Here is an 18,441-nt window from a genome sequence, read left to right as displayed (position 1 = left end):
AATACCCGCCGGCGAACGCCTCATGGCAAAGCGGCTTCTGCGGTTGGAGGATTTTGTGGTGGAAGTGCTTTTTGTGGCGAGGGAGCTTGCTCCCGCTGGGCTGCGAAGCGGCCCCCAAAATTTTGCGGTCGCTGCGCAACCGAGCGGGAGCAAGCTCCCTCGCCACAAAAGCATCACCACCGATCACCTATCACCCCAATAGCTGGAGTCCACCCGGACAACCCCCTAGAATCGCCGCACCCTCAAGGAGACGATTTCATGCTGATGGTGATTTCCCCCGCCAAGACCCTCGATTACGAAACACCGCCGGCCACCGAGCGTTTTACCCAGCCACAGTACCTGGATCATTCCCAGGAACTGATCGAGCAACTGCGCGAACTCTCCCCGGCACAGATCAGCGAGCTGATGCATGTCTCCGACAAGATCGGCGGCCTCAATGCCGCGCGATTCGGCAGTTGGACACCGGCGTTCACTCTGGCCAATGCCAAGCAGGCGCTGCTGGCCTTCAAGGGCGACGTGTATACGGGCCTCGATGCGCAAAGCTTTGGTGACGCCGACTTCGACTACGCCCAGCAACACCTGCGCATGCTCTCTGGCCTCTATGGCCTGCTACGGCCACTGGACCTGATGCAACCCTATCGCCTGGAAATGGGCACGAAGCTGGCCAATGCCCGGGGCAAGGACCTTTATGCTTTCTGGGGCACACGCATCAGCGAATGGCTGAACGAAGCCCTCGCCGACCAGGGCGACGACGTTCTGCTGAACCTGGCTTCCAATGAATACTTCTCGGCGGTCAAGCGCAGCGCACTGAAAGCGCGCGTCATCGATACCGAATTCCGCGACCTGAAAAATGGCCAGTACAAAATCATCAGCTTCTACGCCAAGAAAGCCCGGGGCCTGATGAGTCGTTTCGTGATTCAGGAACGGATCAGCGACCCTGCGGCACTCAGCCAGTTCGATGTACAGGGCTACCGCTTCAACGCCCAACAATCGAGCCGGGACAAACTGGTTTTCCTGCGCGATCACGCCCCCGAATAAGGCATGACCCTATACCGCCCCCTGATCGGGGGCTTCGATCATCTGCCTATTTGTCATCTTAGTTCATCGCCCACTTCGCCAGTTTCATGGCGCCAATAAATCGCCCCACTCCTGCGCTAACTTTTCTTTCACTCGACACTCGTCAGTTTTTTGCGTAGTGGCACCGATTTTTTTCATCGGTAGTGGCACAAAACTATCTACCCCTCCTAACTCCCCATTAATAAAGGGCAAAACGGCAAGTGCCATCATATTGAGGCCAGTGCCATCTTCGATAATATTTCGAAAAATTTCGAAAATCGCGATGAGCGGATCGGAACTATGTCAAATTGCATGGCTCATACCATCCGTAACGATTCTCGGCGAGCGTGTACGAGATAACTTACAAAGGACGTCGAACGGATTAACCAAGTTGTCACGACAACTTAGCGAAACGGTCGTCTAATTGGATCCACCCTTAAAGGATGGGAGATAAAGCACCATTACTATCCCCTACAAGGCCAAGGCTGCGCCCCTATAACGTGCTCACCCGAGCACACAAACTTTTGATTTTGTGGGCTTTTTGCCAGGGATCGGAAGTGAAGGACCTTTGCACGAGCGTCCCCGATAACGAGGACTGGCTGCATAACAGGGCAGGTCATAACAACTAGGCCACATTGCGCACAACTTGAGTGCATTTATTTAGACACTCGGAACTTAGTATGCCTGCACACGGCATTGTGGCGCCTGCATTCCACACTTCCGAGTGCACTATGACCGCTGAACACTATTAACTCCGGCCATTTAATGGCGTGAAAAACAGAGGGAAATGCGATGCGCATTAGCATATTTGGTTTGGGTTACGTCGGTGCAGTATGTGCCGGTTGCCTGTCTGCACGGGGCCATGATGTAGTTGGCGTAGATGTCGCCAAAGACAAAATCGACATGATCAACGCTGGCAAATCGCCAATCGTTGAACCTGGTCTTGGTGAGCTATTGGCGCAAGGCATTCAAACTGGTCGACTGCGCGGCACGACCAACTTCGCCGAAGCAATTCGCGATACTGACCTGTCGATGATCTGCGTCGGTACACCGAGCAAAAAGAACGGCGACCTGGAACTGAACTACATCGAAGCGGTGTGCCGCGAGATTGGTTTTGTCCTGCGTGACAAGACCACCCGCCACACTATCGTAGTTCGCAGCACCGTATTGCCGGGCACAGTGGCAAACGTTGTGATCCCAATCCTGGAAGACTGCTCTGGCAAGAAAGCCGGCGTCGATTTCGGTGTCGCGGTCAACCCTGAATTCCTGCGTGAAAGCACCGCGATCAAGGACTACGACCAGCCGCCGATGACCGTTATCGGTGAGTTCGACACCGCCTCCGGTGACGTTCTGCAGTCGCTGTACGAAGAGCTCGATGCGCCGATCATCCGCAAGGACATCGCCGTCGCCGAGATGATCAAGTACACCTGCAACGTGTGGCACGCCACCAAGGTGACCTTCGCCAACGAGATCGGCAACATCGCCAAGGCCGTCGGCGTCGATGGCCGTGAAGTGATGGATGTGGTCTGCCAGGACAAGACCCTGAACCTGTCCCAGTACTACATGCGCCCAGGCTTCGCCTTCGGCGGCTCCTGCCTGCCCAAGGACGTTCGCGCCCTGACCTACCGCGCCGGTTCCCTGGACGTGGAAGCGCCGCTGCTCAACTCGCTGATGCGCAGCAACGAATCCCAGGTGCAGAACGCCTTCGACATCGTTTCCAGCCACGACAAGCGCAAAGTCGCCCTGCTGGGCCTGAGCTTCAAGGCCGGTACCGACGACCTGCGCGAAAGCCCACTGGTAGAACTGGCGGAAATGCTGATCGGCAAGGGCTTCGACCTGAAGATCTACGACAGCAACGTCGAATACGCCCGCGTCCACGGTGCGAACAAGGATTACATCGAGTCGAAGATCCCTCACGTCTCGTCCTTGCTCAACGCCGACTTCGACTCGGTGATCGACAGCTCCGACATCATCATCCTGGGCAACCGCGACGAGAAGTTCCGCGCGCTGACCGAGAACGTACCGGAAGGCAAGCAGGTCATCGACCTGGTCGGCTTCATGTCCAAGGCCACCAACCCGAGTGGCCGGACCGAAGGCATCTGCTGGTAAGTCTGTTTGCCGGCCGGGGCATGCTCCGGCCGGCCTTTCGCCTGCCTTAACCCATCGGGCCGCCCACAAGGCCCGCCCGAGATAGAGACGGATGCAGATTATGCACAGGCTAAAGCACGGCCTGCTTCAGGCCGCCGGTTGGCTGTTTTACTTGAGTTTATTGATGGGCATCGCCATGGCGCTGCCCACGTCCACGTTCGACTCCGAATCCAAGGACTTCATCTTCCTGATCGGCGCCGTGGGCATCTGGCGTTACTCCATGGGAGCAACGCATTTCGTGCGCGGCATGATCTTCCTGTACATCGTCTACCCGCACCTGCGCCGCAAGGTACGCAAGCTGGGCAAGGCGGCGGATCCGTCCCATGTGTACCTGATGGTCACCAGCTTCCGGATCGATGCGCTGACCACCGCCCAGGTGTACGGCTCGGTGATTCGCGAGGCCATCGAATGCGGGCTGCCCACCACCGTGGTCTGCTCCATCGTGGAAATGTCCGACGAACTGCTGGTCAAGAGCCTCTGGGCCCGCATGAACCCGCCAGCGCGGGTCAAGCTGGACTTCGTGCGTATCCCTGGCACCGGCAAGCGCGACGGCCTGGCCTACGGTTTCCGCGCCATCTCCCGCCACTTGCCGGATGACCGCGCCGTCGTAGCGGTGATCGATGGCGACACCGTGCTCGCCGAAGGCGTCGTGCGCAAGACCGTGCCGTGGTTCCAGCTGTTCGGCAACGTCGGCGGCCTGACCACCAACGAGTTCTGCGAAGTGCGCGGCGGCTACATCATGAGCGAATGGCACAAGCTGCGTTTCGCCCAGCGGCACATCAACATGTGTTCCATGGCCTTGTCCAAGCGCGTGCTGACCATGACCGGCCGCATGTCGGTGTTCCGCGCCACCGTGGTCACCAACCCGGACTTCATCGCCGACGTGGAAAGCGACTCGCTGCAACACTGGCGCCTGGGTCGCTTCAAGTTCCTGACCGGCGATGACAAGTCGAGCTGGTTCAGCCTGATGCGCCTGGGCTACGACACGTTCTATGTGCCCGATGCGGCGATCAACACCGTTGAACACCCGCCGGAGAAGAGCTTCATCAAGGCCAGCCGCAAATTGATGTTCCGCTGGTACGGCAACAACCTGCGGCAGAACTCCCGGGCACTGGGCCTGGGTCTGCGCCGTCTGGGCCTGTTCACCTCGGTGGTGCTGCTCGACCAGCGTGTGTCGATGTGGACGTCGCTGCTGGGCCTGACCGTGGCACTGATCGCCAGCTTCAAGTACGGCACCGCGTTCATCCTGGTGTACCTGCTGTGGATCGGCATCACCCGGTTGCTGCTGACCCTGTTGCTGTCGTGCTCCGGACACAAGATCGGCCCTGCCTACCCGGCGATTCTCTATTACAACCAGATCGTCGGTGCCCTGGTGAAGATCTATGTGTTCTTCCGCCTCGACCAGCAGTCCTGGACCCGCCAGCCCACCTCACTGACCCGTGATCTCGCCAGCTTTCAACGTTGGTTCAACACTTGGTCGTCTCGGACCATGACCTTCTCCGCCGGCAGCATCTTTGTCGCCGTGCTGCTGACGATGGTCTGACCGGACTTGAATGAATTAACTAGGAAATCGCCCCTATGAACACCGCCGTGAATGTCAACGTAGTGCATGAATCCGAAGCCCAGCGCCAACACGCCCGGGTCAAAATCCCGGCCAAGCTGCGCTTCTTCGGCCCTGACCGTACGCCGATGGAAGTCAAGGTCCTGGACTTGTCCGCCGGCGGCCTGAGCTTCAACGCCGGCCAGATGCCCCTCAAGACCGGGGAGTCCTACAAAGGTCGCCTGCAGTTCGTCATCGACAACCTTGGCCTGGCCATGGACGTGGAGTTGCAGATCCGTTCCTACGACCGCCAGACCGGCCGCACCGGTTGCCAGTTCCAGAACCTGGAGCCGCGGGACATCTCGACACTGCGTCACATCATCACCTCGCACCTGGCCGGCGACATCGTCGGTGTCGGTGACGTGCTGGCGACCCTGCAGCGCGACAACTTCACCAAGGCCCGCAAGCAGAAAGACGAAAACGGCGGCATGAGTGCCATGGGTCGCCTACGCGCCGTGACCTTCAGCCTGGGGGTCTTCGCCGTTGGCCTGGCGGCGTTCGGTTTCATCTTCAAGTCGGTGTACGGCATGTACTTTGTCAGCCACGCCCAGGCCGGCCTGGTGAACGTGCCGGGCATGGCCATTACCATGCCGCGCGACGGCACCGTGCAGAGCCTGGTCAAGGCCGACGGCGTGGCTGCCAAAGGCGCCCCGCTGGCGACCTTCAGCACCAGCATGCTCGACGTGCTCAAAGGTCACCTGGACGACAACCAGTTGCAGCCGGCCAAGGTCGAGGAGCTGTTCGGCAAGCAAATGACTGGCACCCTGACGTCGCCGTGCGACTGCATCGTGTCCCAGCAACTGGTCGCCAACGGCCAGTACGCCAGCAAGGGTGACGTGATCTTCCAACTGGTCCCACGGGGCACCGAAGCCAACGTCGAAGCCCGTTTCTCCTATCGCCAGTTCGGCGACGTGCGCCCAGGTACGCCAGTCAACTTCCAGGTCGCCGGCGAAGACACCACCCGTACCGGCAAGATCGTCAGCAGCACCAGCCTGAAAAGTGCCGACCTGTCCTCCGATATCCGTGTGCTGATCCAACCTGACGAACCCCTGGACAGCTCGCTGGCCGGCCGGCCGGTAGAAGTCACCAGCGACCGTGGTCCGAACCTGAACTGGCTGATCGACAAAGCCATGGCCGTCGGTATTTAAGTCGAGGATATGCCCGTGACCATTATAAAAATCCTGAACACCCCACAGACTCTGTGGGAGCGAGCTTGCTCGCGAAAGGATCAACGCGGTCAGGATGCTATGCCGCAAACTCGTTCCCACATGGGAACACTGTGTGCCCTGGCGCTGGCCGTCAGCCTGGCCGGTTGTGCCGGCCTGCCCGACCAGCGCCTGGCCAACGAAGCCCTCAAGCGCGGCGACACGGCGCTGGCGCAGCAGAACTATCAGCAACTGGCAGACCTGGGCTACAGCGAAGCCCAGGTCGGCCTGGCCGATATCCAGGTGGACAGCCGCGACCCCGAGCAGATGAGAAAAGCCGAGGCGACTTACCGCGCCGCCGCCGATATCTCGCCACGGGCCCAGGCTCGCCTGGGTCGCCTGCTGGTGGCCAAGCCCGGTTCCACTGAAGCGGAAAAACACGAAGCCGAAGGCCTGTTGAAGAAAGCCTTCGCCAACGGGGAAGGCAACACCCTGATCCCGCTGGCGATGCTGTACCTGCAATATCCCCACAGCTTCCCGAACGTCAACGCCCAGCAGCAGATCAGCCAATGGCGCAGCGCCGGTTACCCGGAAGCGGGCCTGGCGCAGATTCTGCTCTACCGCACCCAGGGCACCTACGACCAGCACCTGGATGAAGTCGAGAAGGTCTGCAAGGCCGCGCTGGCGACCACGGACATCTGCTACGTCGAACTCGCCACGGTCTATCAGAAACGCGGCCAGCCGGAACAGCAGGCCGCATTGCTCAAGCAGATGCAGGACGGTCACGCCCGTGGCGTCGTATCCGCCCAGCGCGTGGACAGCGTCGCCCGTGTCCTGGCCGACGCCAGCCTGGGCAAGACCGATGAAAAGACCGCCCAGTCGTTGCTCGAAGGCATCGCTCCTGGCTACCCCGCTGCCTGGGTCAGCCTGGCGCAACTGCTCTACGACTTCCCGGAACTGGGTGACGTCGACAAGATGATGCAATACCTGGAAAACGGCCGCGCCGCCGACCAGCCTCGTGCCGAGCTGTTGCTGGGCAAGCTGTACTACGAAGGCAAGTGGGTTCCGGCCGATGCCAAGGCCGCCGAGGCGCATTTCCAGAAAGCCGTTGGCCGCGAAGTGGCTGCCGATTACTACCTCGGCCAGATCTATCGCCGCGGTTATCTGGGCCAGGTGTACTCGCAAAAAGCCCTGGACCACCTGCTCAAGGCCGCCCGCAACGGCCAGAACAGCGCCGACTTCGCCATTGCCCAGCTGTTCTCCCAGGGCAAGGGCACCAAGCCCAACCCGGTCAACGCGTATGTGTTCAGCCAGTTGGCCAAGGCGCAGAACACCCCGCAAGCCATCGAGCTTGCCCAAACCCTCGAAGCACAATTACCGCCGGAACAACTTGCACAAGCCCAACGCCTGCTACAACAAGAGCAGGCCATTCGCGGCGCAATGAGCCCCGATACGCTGGAACTGCAAGCCCTAAAAGAAGATGACGGCGAGGAACCTCTATGAAGCTTTTGAAGCTCAACCCTTTTGTGCAGGCTGGTATTGGCCTGTCGTTTGCCCTGCTGTGGTCCTGTCCGACCCTGGCGGCACTGACCGATAGCAAGAATTTCGGCCTGGAAGTGAAGATCACCGGGCAGTCCGAAGATGACCGTGATCTCGGCACCCAGAGCGGTGGCGACGTCAACGGTGTCGGCCTGGACCTGCGTCCATGGGTCTACGGTGAAAGTGAAAGCGGCGCCTGGAGCGCCTACGCCATGGCCCAGGCCGTGACGTCCAGCGACATCATCGAGACCGACACCCTGCAACAGTCCGATGGCAGCACCCAGCAAACCGACAGCGGTGACCGCGAAGCCAAGAAAAGCTACCTGGCCATGCGCGAGTTCTGGATTGGCTACCGTGGCCTGACCCCCTACCCGGGCGAGCAGTTGAAGTTCGGTCGCCAGCGCCTGCGCAACGACGACGGCCAATGGCGCGACACCAACATCGAAGCCCTGAACTGGACCTTCGACACCACCTTGCTGCGGGCCAACCTCGGCGTGGCCGAACGGTTCAGCGAATACCGCACCGACCTCAAGGAATTGTCCCCCAAGGACAAGGACCGCATGCACGTCTACGGCGACGTGGGTTACCAGTGGATGCCAGGCCAATGGGCCGGTATCCGTGCCCACCACTCCCATGACAACGGCAGCCTCGACTACCCGACCCCGGGCGAGCCCACCGATACCCTGGACAAGACCGAGAACGGTGACTTGACCTGGCTCGGCCTGGAAGCCAACAGCGACGCCTACAACTGGCGCAACACCAACACCGTCAACTACTGGGCGAGCCTCACGGGCATGACCGGTGACCGCGACACCGTCAACCCGCTCAATGCCGACGGCACCCGCCCGACAGAAGCCAAGCACAGCGATGATGTGGACGGCTGGGCCACTGACCTGGGTATCCGCCTGCGCCTTGACCCGCAATGGCAAGTCGGTGCGGCCTATGCTCGCGCCAGCGAGGACTACGAACAGAACGGCCTGCAAAGCAACCGTTCGAACTTCACCGGCACCCGTTCGCGCGTCCACCGTTTCGGCGAAGCATTCCGTGGCGAAATGGCCAACACCCAGAGCGCCAGCCTGTTCGGTTCCTGGCAACTGCGTGACGAATACGACGCCAGCCTTGTGTATCACAAGTTCTGGCGCGTGGACGGCAACAAGCCAGTGGGCAGCAACGGTATCAATGCCGTGGAAAACAACACCGACGACGTGACCGGCGCAATCCTGTCCACCTCGACCCTGCCGCTGCGTGATGGCGACAAGGACCTGGGCCAGGAAGTCGATCTGGTCGTCACCAAGTACTTCAAGCAAGGCCTGCTGCCGGCCGCGCTGAGTCAGTCAATTGATGAGCCGTCGGCGCTGGTGCGCTTTCGTGGCGGCGTGTTCAAGCCAGGCGACGCCTACGGCAAAGAGGTCGATTCGTACATGCATCGCGCCTTTGTCGACGTGATCTGGCGCTTCTGATGCGAATGGCCATGGGAGTGCCCGAAATGAACCGCTACCTCAGGAACAGCCAGGCGATGAAAGGTTCGATCAGCCTGTTGGTCGCAGCGATGCTGCTGGCCGGCTCGCCGGCGTTCGCCAACGTTGAACCGGTGGTCAAGCCGGGCAACGTGGCCAAGGAACTGCAACGAGCCAAGACCTATACCGTCAGCAGCGCGCCGACCGCACCGCTGGAACTGGCCAAGCCGACCTTGCCCGACCTCAAAGGCTATACCGCCGAAGCGGTCGCGGCCAAGATCGTGCGCACCAAGCCCGGCAAGGTCAGCGTGCGCCGGATGATGCAGGAAAACGCCTTGAAGGACTTCATCGGCGGCGACAACAAGATGGCCGAGTGGGTCGTGCGTCAGCACGGTATCCCACAGGCCATCTTCCTCGACGATGGCTACATGAACCTCAAGGACCTGGCCAAGAAACAGCCCAAGTACCTCATCGAAACTTCGCCAGGTGTCTACCTGGCGAAGATTCCGATCGTGGTTGGCCAGAAAGGCATCCTGGAAATCGACAAACAGACCCAGGAACTGCGCCTGTCCCAAGAGGGCGGCTCATTCCTGGTCAACGATGGCCAGATGTTCATCCGCGACACCAAGGTCACCGGCTGGCGCGAAAAGGACAACGGCCCTGCCACGTTCCGCTCGCCCAAGGAGTTCCGTCCGTTCCTGCTGTCGTGGGGCGGTACCGAGACCTACATCGTCAACACCAAGATGGCCAGCTTCGGCTACGCCAACAGTAAGTCGTACGGGGTGAGTATTTCCCAGTACACGCCGAACATGGCCAAGGTCCTCAAGCGCCCGGAACCGACCGGCTGGATCATCGGTTCCGAGTTCTCGGACATGTGGTACGGCTTCTACTGCTACGAGACCCGCGACTTTGTCATCAAGGGCAATACCTACAAAGACAACATCGTCTACGGCATCGACCCCCACGACCGTTCCCATCGGCTGATCATCGCCGACAACACCGTCTACGGGACCAAGAAGAAGCACGGGATCATTATTTCCCGTGAGGTCAACGACAGCTTCATTTTCAACAATCGCAGCTACGACAACAAACTCTCGGGCCTGGTGATCGACCGTAACAGCGTCAACAACCTGATCGCCTACAACGAGATCTACAAGAACCACACAGACGGCATCACGCTTTACGAGAGTGGTGACAACCTGCTGTGGGGCAACAAAGTGATCAGCAACCGCCGCCACGGTATCCGGGTTCGTAACAGCGTGAACATTCGCCTCTACGAAAACGTATCCATGGCCAACGGCCTGACCGGTCTCTACGGTCACATCAAGGACCTGTCCGACACCGACCGGGACATCAAGCTCGACCCGTTCGACGCCGAGGTCTCGCTGATCGTGGTCGGCGGCGAACTGGCTGCCAACGGCAGCGGTCCGCTGTCCATCGACTCGCCGTTGAGCGTCGAGCTGTACCGCGTGTCCATGCTCGCGCCGACCAAATCCAGCGGCATCAGCTTCACGGGAATCCTTGGCGAGCGCCAGGATGAAATTCTCGACCTGCTGGTGCGCCAGCAGAAAGCCGTGCTGATCGACCCTGTCGAACGCCAGACCGAAATGCGGGACTGAGGATGACCTTTATGAACCCACAGATGATCAAACTCCTGGGCCTGTCTGCCCTGACTGCCGGCATTCTCGCCGCTGCAAGCGGCGCCCGCGCCGATGAAATCAAGGCCCCGAGCTTCACTGCCGAGCCCTGCTGCAACCTGTGCCCGGCGGCCCATGATGCGAAGAACTACACCACGCGCTACCAGCAGAACTTCACCACGCTGGTACAAGCCCAGGGTGACTGGCTGTTCCGGACCCAGGAAGACCTGCGTACCGAATTCAACACCACCCCGGCCGGCTACAAGCGCCTGCAGCAGTTGCACGATGCGTTCAAGGCAAAAGGCGTCGAGTTGGTGCTCGTCTACCAGCCGACCCGGGGCCTGGTGAACCGCAACAAGCTCAACCCACAGGAAAAGGCCGCTTTCGACTATGAGAAAGCCCTGACCAACTACAAATCCATGCTCGGGCGTTTCGCCCAGATGGGTTACGTGGTGCCGGACCTGTCGCCGCTGACCAACGAAAACCTGCCCGAAACCCTGCCGGCCCACGATTTCTATTTCCGTGGCGACCAACACTGGACACCTTACGGCGCCCAGCGCACCGCCAAGATCGTCGCCGAGAAGGTCAAGCAGCTCCCGGCCTTCGCCGACATCCCCAAGCGTGAGTTCGAGACCAAGAAGTCCGGCCGCATGGGCAAGACCGGCACCCTGCACAACATGGCCGGGCAGCTGTGCGGCACCAGCTATGCGATCCAGTACATGGACCAATTCACCACCGAGCCCAAGGGCGAGGCGGGTGACGGTGATCTGTTCGGCGATTCCGGGAACCCGCAGATCACCCTGGTGGGCACCAGTCACAGCGGCAAGAACTACAACTTCGCCGGCTTCCTTGAAGAAGCCATCGGCGCCGACATCCTCAACGTAGCCTTCCCCGGCGGCGGTTTCGAGGGCGCGATGATCCAGTACCTGGGCAGCGAAGAGTTCCAGAAGAGCCCGCCGAAAATCCTCATCTGGGAATTCTCGCCGCTGTATCGCCTGGACCAGGAAACCATCTATCGCCAGATGATGGCGCTGCTGGACAACAACGGTTGCGAAGGCAAGCCGGCATTGATGAGCAGCAAGACCGCGCTCAAGCCGGGCAAGAACGAATTGATGGTCAATAGCAAGAACATGGATCTGCGTAACGGCAGCCACCAGGTCGACATCCGCTTCGCCGACACCTCGGTGAAAACCTTGCAAGCCACCCTCTGGTACATGAATGGGCGCCACGAGGATATCAAGATCGAAAAACCGGATACCTCCGAAACCGACGGACGTTTCGCCTTCCAGCTGCGCACCGACGAGGACTGGGCTTCGCAAAACCTTCTGGCTGTCGAAGTCCAGGGACCTGAAGCCGGTAAAGAGCCGCAGCAGATCGAAGCGAAAATCTGTAAACGCAACGCATCTCCGCAAGCCGAACAAACGGCTCAAATCGGACAATGAGGTCTCGTCTCATGACCAGTACCACGCGCACCCGAACGTTGAAAACGCTGCTGGCGCCCTCCCTGCTGACCCTGGCAATGTTCGCCGGGGCCACGCAGGCCGCGGCCCCGCTGCGCCCGCCACAGGGTTACTTCGCACCGATCGAAAAGGTCAAGGCCGGCGAAGCGGCCCAAGGCTGCGACGCCACGCCGACGCCCTACACTGGCTCCCTGCAATTTCGCAGCAAGTACGAGGGCTCCGACAAGGCCCGTGCGACCCTGAACGTGCAGTCGGAAAAAGCCTTCCGCGACAGCACCGCCGACATCACCAAGATCGAGCGTGGCGTCAGCAAACAAGTGATGCAATTCATGCGTGACGGCCGTCCCGAACAATTGGAATGCACCCTCAACTGGCTGACCGCGTGGGCCCAGGCCGATGCGCTGATGTCCAAGGACTTCAACCACACTGGCAAGTCCATGCGCAAATGGGCATTGGGCAGCATGGCTTCGGCCTATGTGCGCCTGAAGTTCTCCGAGTCCCGCCCACTGGCCAATCACCCGGAGCAGGCGCAACTGATCGAAAGCTGGTTCAGCCGGATGGCCGACCAGGTGGTCAGCGACTGGGACAACCTGCCGCTGGACAAGACCAACAACCACTCCTACTGGGCCGCCTGGTCGGTGATGGCCACCTCCGTGGCAACCAATCGCCGCGACCTGTTCGATTGGGCCGTCAAGGAATACAAGGTCGGCGTCAACCAGATCGATGCCGACGGTTTCCTGCCCAACGAACTCAAGCGCAAGCAACGCGCCCTGTCCTACCACAACTATGCCCTGCCGCCGTTGGCGATGATCGCCAGTTTCGCCCAGGTCAATGGTGTGGACCTGCGCCAGGAAAACAACGGCGCCCTCAAGCGACTGGGTGATCGGGTGCTGGCCGGGGTGGAAGACCCGGACATCTTCGAAGAGAAGAACGGCGACAAACAGGACATGAAGGACCTGAAGATCGATTCGAAATTCGCCTGGCTCGAACCGTTCTGCAGCCTCTACACCTGCAGCGAGGATGTGCTGGAACGCAAGCATGAGATGCAACCGTTCAAGACCTTCCGCCTCGGCGGTGACTTGACCCGGGTGTACGACCCTTCGCGGGAGAAAGGTGAAAAAGGAAGCTGATTCACAACACATTTCCTGTGGCGAGGGAGCTTGCTCCCGCTGGGGTGCGTAGCGCCCCCAAGCCTGACGATGCGACTGCTTCGCAGCCGAGCGGGAGCAAGCTCCCTCGCCACAGGTAAGTGTCGGAAATGTAATCAACCACCCGGTTTTCATGGGGGGGTTTGGGGGGGCTCTGGCCCTTGACTGTTGATTCAACATGGAGAGATCGGGATGGTATTTTCATCCAATGTGTTCCTGTTTCTGTTCTTGCCGATCTTTCTCGGCTTGTACTACTTGAGCGGGCAACGCTATCGCAACCTGCTGCTGCTGATCGCCAGCTACGTGTTCTATGCCTGGTGGCGGGTGGACTTCCTGGCGCTGTTCGCCGGCGTCACCTTGTGGAACTACTGGATCGGCCTGAAAGTCGGTGCCGCCGGTGTGCGGACCAAACCGGCCCAACGCTGGCTGTTGCTCGGCGTGGGCGTGGATTTGGCCATCCTGGGCTACTTCAAGTACGCCAACTTCGGCGTGGACAGCCTCAATGCAATCATCACCAGCTTTGGCCTCAACCCGTTCATCCTGACCCATGTGCTGTTGCCGATCGGGATCTCGTTCTACATCTTCGAGTCCATCAGCTACATCATCGACGTCTATCGCGGTGACACCCCGGCGACCCGCAACCTGATCGACTTCGCAGCGTTCGTGGCGATTTTCCCGCACCTGATCGCCGGCCCTGTGTTGCGTTTCCGCGACCTGGCCGACCAGTTCAACAACCGTACCCACACGCTGGACAAGTTCTCCGAAGGCTGCACCCGCTTCATGCAGGGCTTCATCAAGAAAGTGTTCATCGCCGACACCCTGGCGGTGGTGGCCGACCATTGCTTCGCCTTGCAGAACCCGACCACGGGCGATGCCTGGCTCGGCGCCCTGGCCTACACCGCGCAGCTGTACTTCGACTTCTCCGGCTACAGCGACATGGCCATCGGCCTGGGCCTGATGATGGGTTTCCGTTTCATGGAAAACTTCAAGCAGCCCTACATCAGCCAGTCGATCACCGAGTTCTGGCGCCGCTGGCACATCAGCTTGTCCACCTGGCTGCGCGACTACCTCTACATCACCCTGGGCGGTAACCGCAAAGGCACGCTGATGACCTATCGCAACCTGTTCCTGACCATGCTGCTCGGTGGTCTGTGGCACGGCGCGAACATCACCTACGTGATCTGGGGTGCCTGGCACGGCATGTGGCTGGCCATCGAGAAAGCGGTGGGCATCAACACCACGCCACGCAGCATCAACCCGATCCGCTGGGCGCTGACCTTCCTGCTGGTGGTGATGGGCTGGGTGATCTTCCGGGCCGAGAACCTGCACGTGGCCGGTCGCATGTACGCTGCCATGTTCAGCTTCGGCGACTGGTCGCTGTCGGAACTGACCCGCGCCAACCTCACCGGCCTGCAGATCGCCACGCTGGTGGTGGCCTACATCACCCTCGCCTTCTTCGGCCTGCGGGACTTCTACACCAACCGTCCGCCGGTCAAGACCAAGCCTGAGGTCAATACCGAGGCCAACGGCCCGGCCACCGCACAACCGGGGATGATCAAGGCCGTACCGGGTGACAACCCATCGACGATCCATGAGCCGGGCTACACCGTGGGTGTCGAAGCCCAGGTGCAACCGGCCTACTGGACCGTGGACTGGTCACGCTACGTGATGCGCGCCCTGGTGCTGCTGCTGTTCATCGCTTCGATTCTCAAACTCTCGGCGCAAAGCTTCTCGCCGTTCCTTTACTTCCAGTTCTGAGGGATCTGAACATGACCCGCTCATTACGCATCTTTTACATCGCACTGTTCATGCTGATCCTGACAGCGCTGGGCCTGTGGTCGATGCGCAGTTTCTTCGGCTTCAGCACCAACCCCGACGCCACCGTGCTCAACGGGCGCTGGGCCAAGGCCGTGGAAACGCACTACGACGACGAGTTCCCGATCAAGCGCCTGGGCACCAACATCTGGGCGGCGCTGGACTACAAGCTGTTCAACGAAGGCCGCAAGGGCGTGGTCCTGGGCCGTGACCAATGGCTGTACAGCGACGAAGAGTTCAACCCGATCGTCAACGAAGAGCTGAACCTGCAAGGCAACTACGCGCTGGTCGAAGGCGTGCGCCAGAAGCTCAAGGAACAAGGCATCACCCTGGTCATGGCGATCCTGCCGGCCAAGGCGCGGCTGTACCCCGAGCATCTGGGTGACGTGAAGCCATCGAGCATTCACGCCAATCTCTACCAGGATTTCCATGCTCGCGTGGCGGCCGACAAGATCCTCGCGCCTGACCTGCTCGGCCCGCTGCAACAGGCCAAGCAAGGCGGCCAGCAAGTGTTCCTGCGCACCGACACCCACTGGACCCCGGAAGGTGCCCAGGTCGCTGCCGAGAACCTGGCCAAGGCCATCGCGGAGAAGGCGCCGCTCAATGGCGAACCACAGCGCTTCGTCACTGAGCCTGCGGAAAAAATCACCCACAAGGGTGACCTGCGCCAGTTCCTGCCCCTGGACCCGCTGTTCGAAAACCTGATGCCCGCCCAGGAGCCGCTGGTCAAGCGCAACACCCGCGAAGCCGACGACCAGCCAGCCGGCGACGACGCGCTGTTCGCCGACGCCCAGGTGCCCGTGGCCCTGATCGGCACGAGCTACAGCGCCAACCCCAACTGGAACTTCGTCGGTGCACTCAAGCAAGCCCTGCACAGCGACGTCATCAACTACGCCGAGGACGGCCATGGCCCGATTCTGCCGATGCTCAGCTACCTCAAGAGTGATGCCTTCAAGAACAGCCCGCCACAGGTGCTGATCTGGGAGTTCCCTGAACGTTATCTGCCCGTGAACAACGAAATCGGCGACGCCGACCCACAGTGGGTCGCAGAGCTCAAGCAAGCCGGCGCGCGCCAACAGAACGTAGCCGCCAACACCCCATCCGAGACGCCCGACCGGGCGCAAAACTGAAAGAGAGGTCCACCATGACTTTCAACACTACTCCTCGCCGTCTCGCTGCTCGCTCCTTCAAGGCCGTTGCCCTCGTCGCCAGCATGAGCGCCCTCTCATTGTCCGCCTTTGCCGGTGACTCGGCCCTGTACGGTCCGGTCGCGCCAAAAGGCTCGAGCTTCGTACGTATCTACAACGCCAGCAACGCCGAAGTCAGCGCCACCGTCGGCAGCACCAACCTCAACGAAGTGGCCCCACTGGCCAGCAGCGACTTCAGCTTCATGCCGGGCGGTGACTACAACGCCAAGGTCGGCAGCCAGACCGTCCCGGTCAAACTGGCCCCCGATCACTACTACACCCTGGTCAACAACGCCACCGGCCAGCCTCAGTTGATCGAAGAACCGCCGTTCAAGAACAAGCAGAAGTCCCTGGTCCGCGTGCAGAACCTCACCGACAAGGCCCTGACCCTCAAGACCGCCGATGGCAAGACCGAAGTGGTACCGAATGTCGCGGCCAAGGGCCGTGGCGAGCGTGAAATCAACCCGGTGAAAGTGACCCTGGCACTGTTCGAAGGCGACAAGAAAGTCGGCGACCTCAAGCCTGTGGCCCTGGAGCGCGGCGAAGCGGCCGTACTGTACGTCACAGGCTCAGGCAGCAGCCTGTCGCCAGTGTGGGTGAAACGCCCGGTGTCGACACGATAAGAGCAGCGGCGAGCTTCTAGCTTCAAGCGGCAAGCTTTTACTTGCAGCTTGAAGCTTGAGGCTCGCCACTGCCGCAGGAACAACAACAAGAGAGTGAAACGACAGAACGCAGTAGCTCTAACAACCATTTCGCTTCAAGGAGTAACAAACATGATTCCGGTGATCTTGTCAGGTGGTAGTGGCTCACGTCTTTGGCCGCTTTCGCGCAAGCAATTCCCTAAACAGTTCCTGGCCCTGACCGGTGAACACACCCTGTTCCAGCAGACCCTCGAGCGCCTGGTGTTCGAAGGCATGGACACGCCGATCGTGGTCTGCAACAAAGACCACCGCTTCATCGTCAACGAACAGTTGAGCAACCGTAAGCTCGAAGCCCAGCGCATCCTGATGGAACCGTTCGGGCGTAACACCGCACCGGCCGTGGCGCTGACCGCGATGATGCTGGTCAACGAAGGTCGCGACGAGCTGATGCTGGTGCTGCCGGCCGACCACGTGATCGAAGACCAGAAAGCCCTGCAACGCGCCCTGGCCCTCGCTACCGTGGCTGCCGAGCGTGGCGAGATGGTGCTGTTCGGCATTCCGCCAACCAAGCCGGAAACCGGCTATGGCTACATCAAGTCGACCAACGATGCGCTGCTGCCTGAAGGTGTGAGCCGGGTTTCGCACTTCGTCGAAAAACCCGACGCCAAGCGCGCCACCGAGTTCCTGGAGGCCGGCGGTTATTTCTGGAACAGCGGCATGTTCCTGTTCCGCGCCAGCCGCTTCCTCGAAGAGCTGAAAAAACACGATCCGGACATCTACGACACCTGCCTGCTGACTCTGGAGCGCAGTGAGCAGACGGCCGACACCATTACCTTCGACGAAGCCACCTTCGCCTGCTGCCCGGACAACTCCATCGACTACGCCGTGATGGAAAAAACCCAGCGCGCCTGCGTGGTTCCCCTGGCCGCCGGCTGGAGTGATGTCGGTTGCTGGGCGTCGCTGTGGGAAGTCAACGAAAAGGACACCAACGGCAACGTCACCAAGGGCGACGTGGTGATCCAGGACAGCCGCAACTGCATGATCCACGGCAACGGCAAGCTGGTGTCGGTGATCGGCCTGGAAAACATCGTGGTGGTCGAAACCAAGGACGCCATGATGATTGCCCACAAGGACAAGGTCCAAGGCGTCAAGCAGATGGTCAACACCCTCAACGCCCAGGGCCGCACCGAGACCCAGAACCACTGCGAGGTCTATCGTCCGTGGGGTTCCTATGACTCGGTGGACATGGGCGGTCGCTTCCAGGTCAAGCACATCTCGGTCAAGCCGGGCGCGTGCCTGTCCCTGCAGATGCACCACCACCGTGCCGAACACTGGATCGTGGTCAGCGGCACCGCCGAAGTGACCTGCGACGAGAACGTGTTCCTGCTCTGCGAAAACCAGTCGACCTACATCCCGATCGCGTCGGTCCACCGCCTGCGCAACCCGGGCAAGATCCCACTGGAAATCATCGAAGTGCAGTCCGGCAGCTACCTGGGCGAAGACGACATCGAGCGTTTCGAAGACATCTACGGTCGCTCCACCCCGATCGAACGTGGCGTCTCGGTGAAGACCATCGCACAGTAACCAGCTACAACGATCAACTGTACA

General features: G+C 60.5%; 13 protein-coding genes. All 13 read left to right on the top strand.

Annotated features, from left to right (window positions below; genetic code table 11):
* Nucleotides 1-258: 258 nt before the first annotated feature.
* Nucleotides 259-1,038, top strand: a complete 780-nt coding sequence (yaaA, locus tag V7773_RS03955) for a peroxide stress protein YaaA (protein ID WP_336072404.1) — start codon at nt 259-261, stop codon at nt 1,036-1,038.
* Nucleotides 1,039-1,848: 810 nt separating this feature from the next.
* Nucleotides 1,849-3,165, top strand: coding sequence for a nucleotide sugar dehydrogenase (locus tag V7773_RS03950; protein ID WP_024617609.1), 1,317 nt, complete (start codon nt 1,849-1,851; stop codon nt 3,163-3,165).
* 100 nt (nt 3,166-3,265) lie between these two features.
* Nucleotides 3,266-4,747: a mannuronan synthase gene (gene alg8 / locus V7773_RS03945; protein ID WP_371856190.1), complete on the top strand. Its 1,482-nt coding sequence runs from the start codon at nt 3,266-3,268 to the stop codon at nt 4,745-4,747.
* A gap of 35 nt (nt 4,748-4,782) precedes the next feature.
* Nucleotides 4,783-5,952, top strand: coding sequence for an alginate biosynthesis protein Alg44 (locus V7773_RS03940; RefSeq protein WP_063324507.1), 1,170 nt, complete (start codon nt 4,783-4,785; stop codon nt 5,950-5,952).
* A gap of 15 nt (nt 5,953-5,967) precedes the next feature.
* Nucleotides 5,968-7,452: an alginate biosynthesis TPR repeat lipoprotein AlgK gene (gene algK, locus V7773_RS03935; RefSeq protein ID WP_336072403.1), complete on the top strand. Its 1,485-nt coding sequence runs from the start codon at nt 5,968-5,970 to the stop codon at nt 7,450-7,452.
* 5 nt (nt 7,453-7,457) lie between these two features.
* On the top strand, nt 7,458-8,948 hold the full coding sequence (locus V7773_RS03930; protein ID WP_063325227.1) for an alginate export family protein: 1,491 nt from the start codon (nt 7,458-7,460) through the stop codon (nt 8,946-8,948).
* Nucleotides 8,949-8,974: 26 nt separating this feature from the next.
* On the top strand, nt 8,975-10,564 hold the full coding sequence (gene algG / locus V7773_RS03925; protein WP_092146964.1) for a mannuronan 5-epimerase AlgG: 1,590 nt from the start codon (nt 8,975-8,977) through the stop codon (nt 10,562-10,564).
* Nucleotides 10,565-10,575: 11 nt separating this feature from the next.
* Nucleotides 10,576-12,024 (top strand): alginate O-acetyltransferase, encoded by a 1,449-nt coding sequence (locus V7773_RS03920; protein WP_336072402.1) that lies wholly within the window; start codon nt 10,576-10,578, stop codon nt 12,022-12,024.
* Between the two features lie 11 nt (nt 12,025-12,035).
* Nucleotides 12,036-13,172, top strand: coding sequence for a mannuronate-specific alginate lyase (locus V7773_RS03915; RefSeq protein WP_336072401.1), 1,137 nt, complete (start codon nt 12,036-12,038; stop codon nt 13,170-13,172).
* Between the two features lie 210 nt (nt 13,173-13,382).
* A complete protein-coding gene (locus tag V7773_RS03910; protein WP_063324503.1) occupies nt 13,383-14,948 on the top strand; it encodes an MBOAT family O-acyltransferase in 1,566 nt (521 codons plus the stop codon).
* An 11-nt stretch (nt 14,949-14,959) separates the two neighbouring features.
* Nucleotides 14,960-16,135, top strand: coding sequence for an alginate O-acetyltransferase (locus V7773_RS03905; protein ID WP_092223674.1), 1,176 nt, complete (start codon nt 14,960-14,962; stop codon nt 16,133-16,135).
* Between the two features lie 14 nt (nt 16,136-16,149).
* Nucleotides 16,150-16,815 carry an alginate O-acetyltransferase AlgF gene (locus V7773_RS03900; RefSeq protein WP_092146844.1) on the top strand — a complete coding sequence of 222 codons (666 nt, stop codon included), beginning with the start codon at nt 16,150-16,152 and terminating at the stop codon, nt 16,813-16,815.
* A 150-nt stretch (nt 16,816-16,965) separates the two neighbouring features.
* On the top strand, nt 16,966-18,417 hold the full coding sequence (locus V7773_RS03895; protein WP_063324500.1) for a mannose-1-phosphate guanylyltransferase/mannose-6-phosphate isomerase: 1,452 nt from the start codon (nt 16,966-16,968) through the stop codon (nt 18,415-18,417).
* The last annotated feature ends 24 nt before the right edge of the window (nt 18,418-18,441 follow it).

The organism is Pseudomonas sp. 3JA (genome assembly GCF_036961705.1).
GTDB lineage: Bacteria > Pseudomonadota > Gammaproteobacteria > Pseudomonadales > Pseudomonadaceae > Aquipseudomonas > Aquipseudomonas fluorescens_Q.
Note: the sequence above shows the minus strand (reverse complement) of the source record. Positions and strands in the feature narration are given on the sequence as shown.

Excerpts from the sequence above, each read along its gene's own strand:
- V7773_RS03915 (WP_336072401.1), top strand. The coding sequence starts at position 12,036 with ATGACCAGTACCACGCGCACCCGAACGTTGAAAACGCTGCTGGCGCCC.
- yaaA (WP_336072404.1), top strand. The coding sequence starts at position 259 with ATGCTGATGGTGATTTCCCCCGCCAAGACCCTCGATTACGAAACACCG.
- V7773_RS03940 (WP_063324507.1), top strand. The coding sequence starts at position 4,783 with ATGAACACCGCCGTGAATGTCAACGTAGTGCATGAATCCGAAGCCCAG.
- alg8 (WP_371856190.1), top strand. The coding sequence starts at position 3,266 with ATGCACAGGCTAAAGCACGGCCTGCTTCAGGCCGCCGGTTGGCTGTTT.
- V7773_RS03910 (WP_063324503.1), top strand. The coding sequence starts at position 13,383 with ATGGTATTTTCATCCAATGTGTTCCTGTTTCTGTTCTTGCCGATCTTT.
- V7773_RS03950 (WP_024617609.1), top strand. The coding sequence starts at position 1,849 with ATGCGCATTAGCATATTTGGTTTGGGTTACGTCGGTGCAGTATGTGCC.
- V7773_RS03920 (WP_336072402.1), top strand. The coding sequence starts at position 10,576 with ATGAACCCACAGATGATCAAACTCCTGGGCCTGTCTGCCCTGACTGCC.
- V7773_RS03900 (WP_092146844.1), top strand. The coding sequence starts at position 16,150 with ATGACTTTCAACACTACTCCTCGCCGTCTCGCTGCTCGCTCCTTCAAG.
- V7773_RS03895 (WP_063324500.1), top strand. The coding sequence starts at position 16,966 with ATGATTCCGGTGATCTTGTCAGGTGGTAGTGGCTCACGTCTTTGGCCG.
- V7773_RS03905 (WP_092223674.1), top strand. The coding sequence starts at position 14,960 with ATGACCCGCTCATTACGCATCTTTTACATCGCACTGTTCATGCTGATC.
- algG (WP_092146964.1), top strand. The coding sequence starts at position 8,975 with ATGAACCGCTACCTCAGGAACAGCCAGGCGATGAAAGGTTCGATCAGC.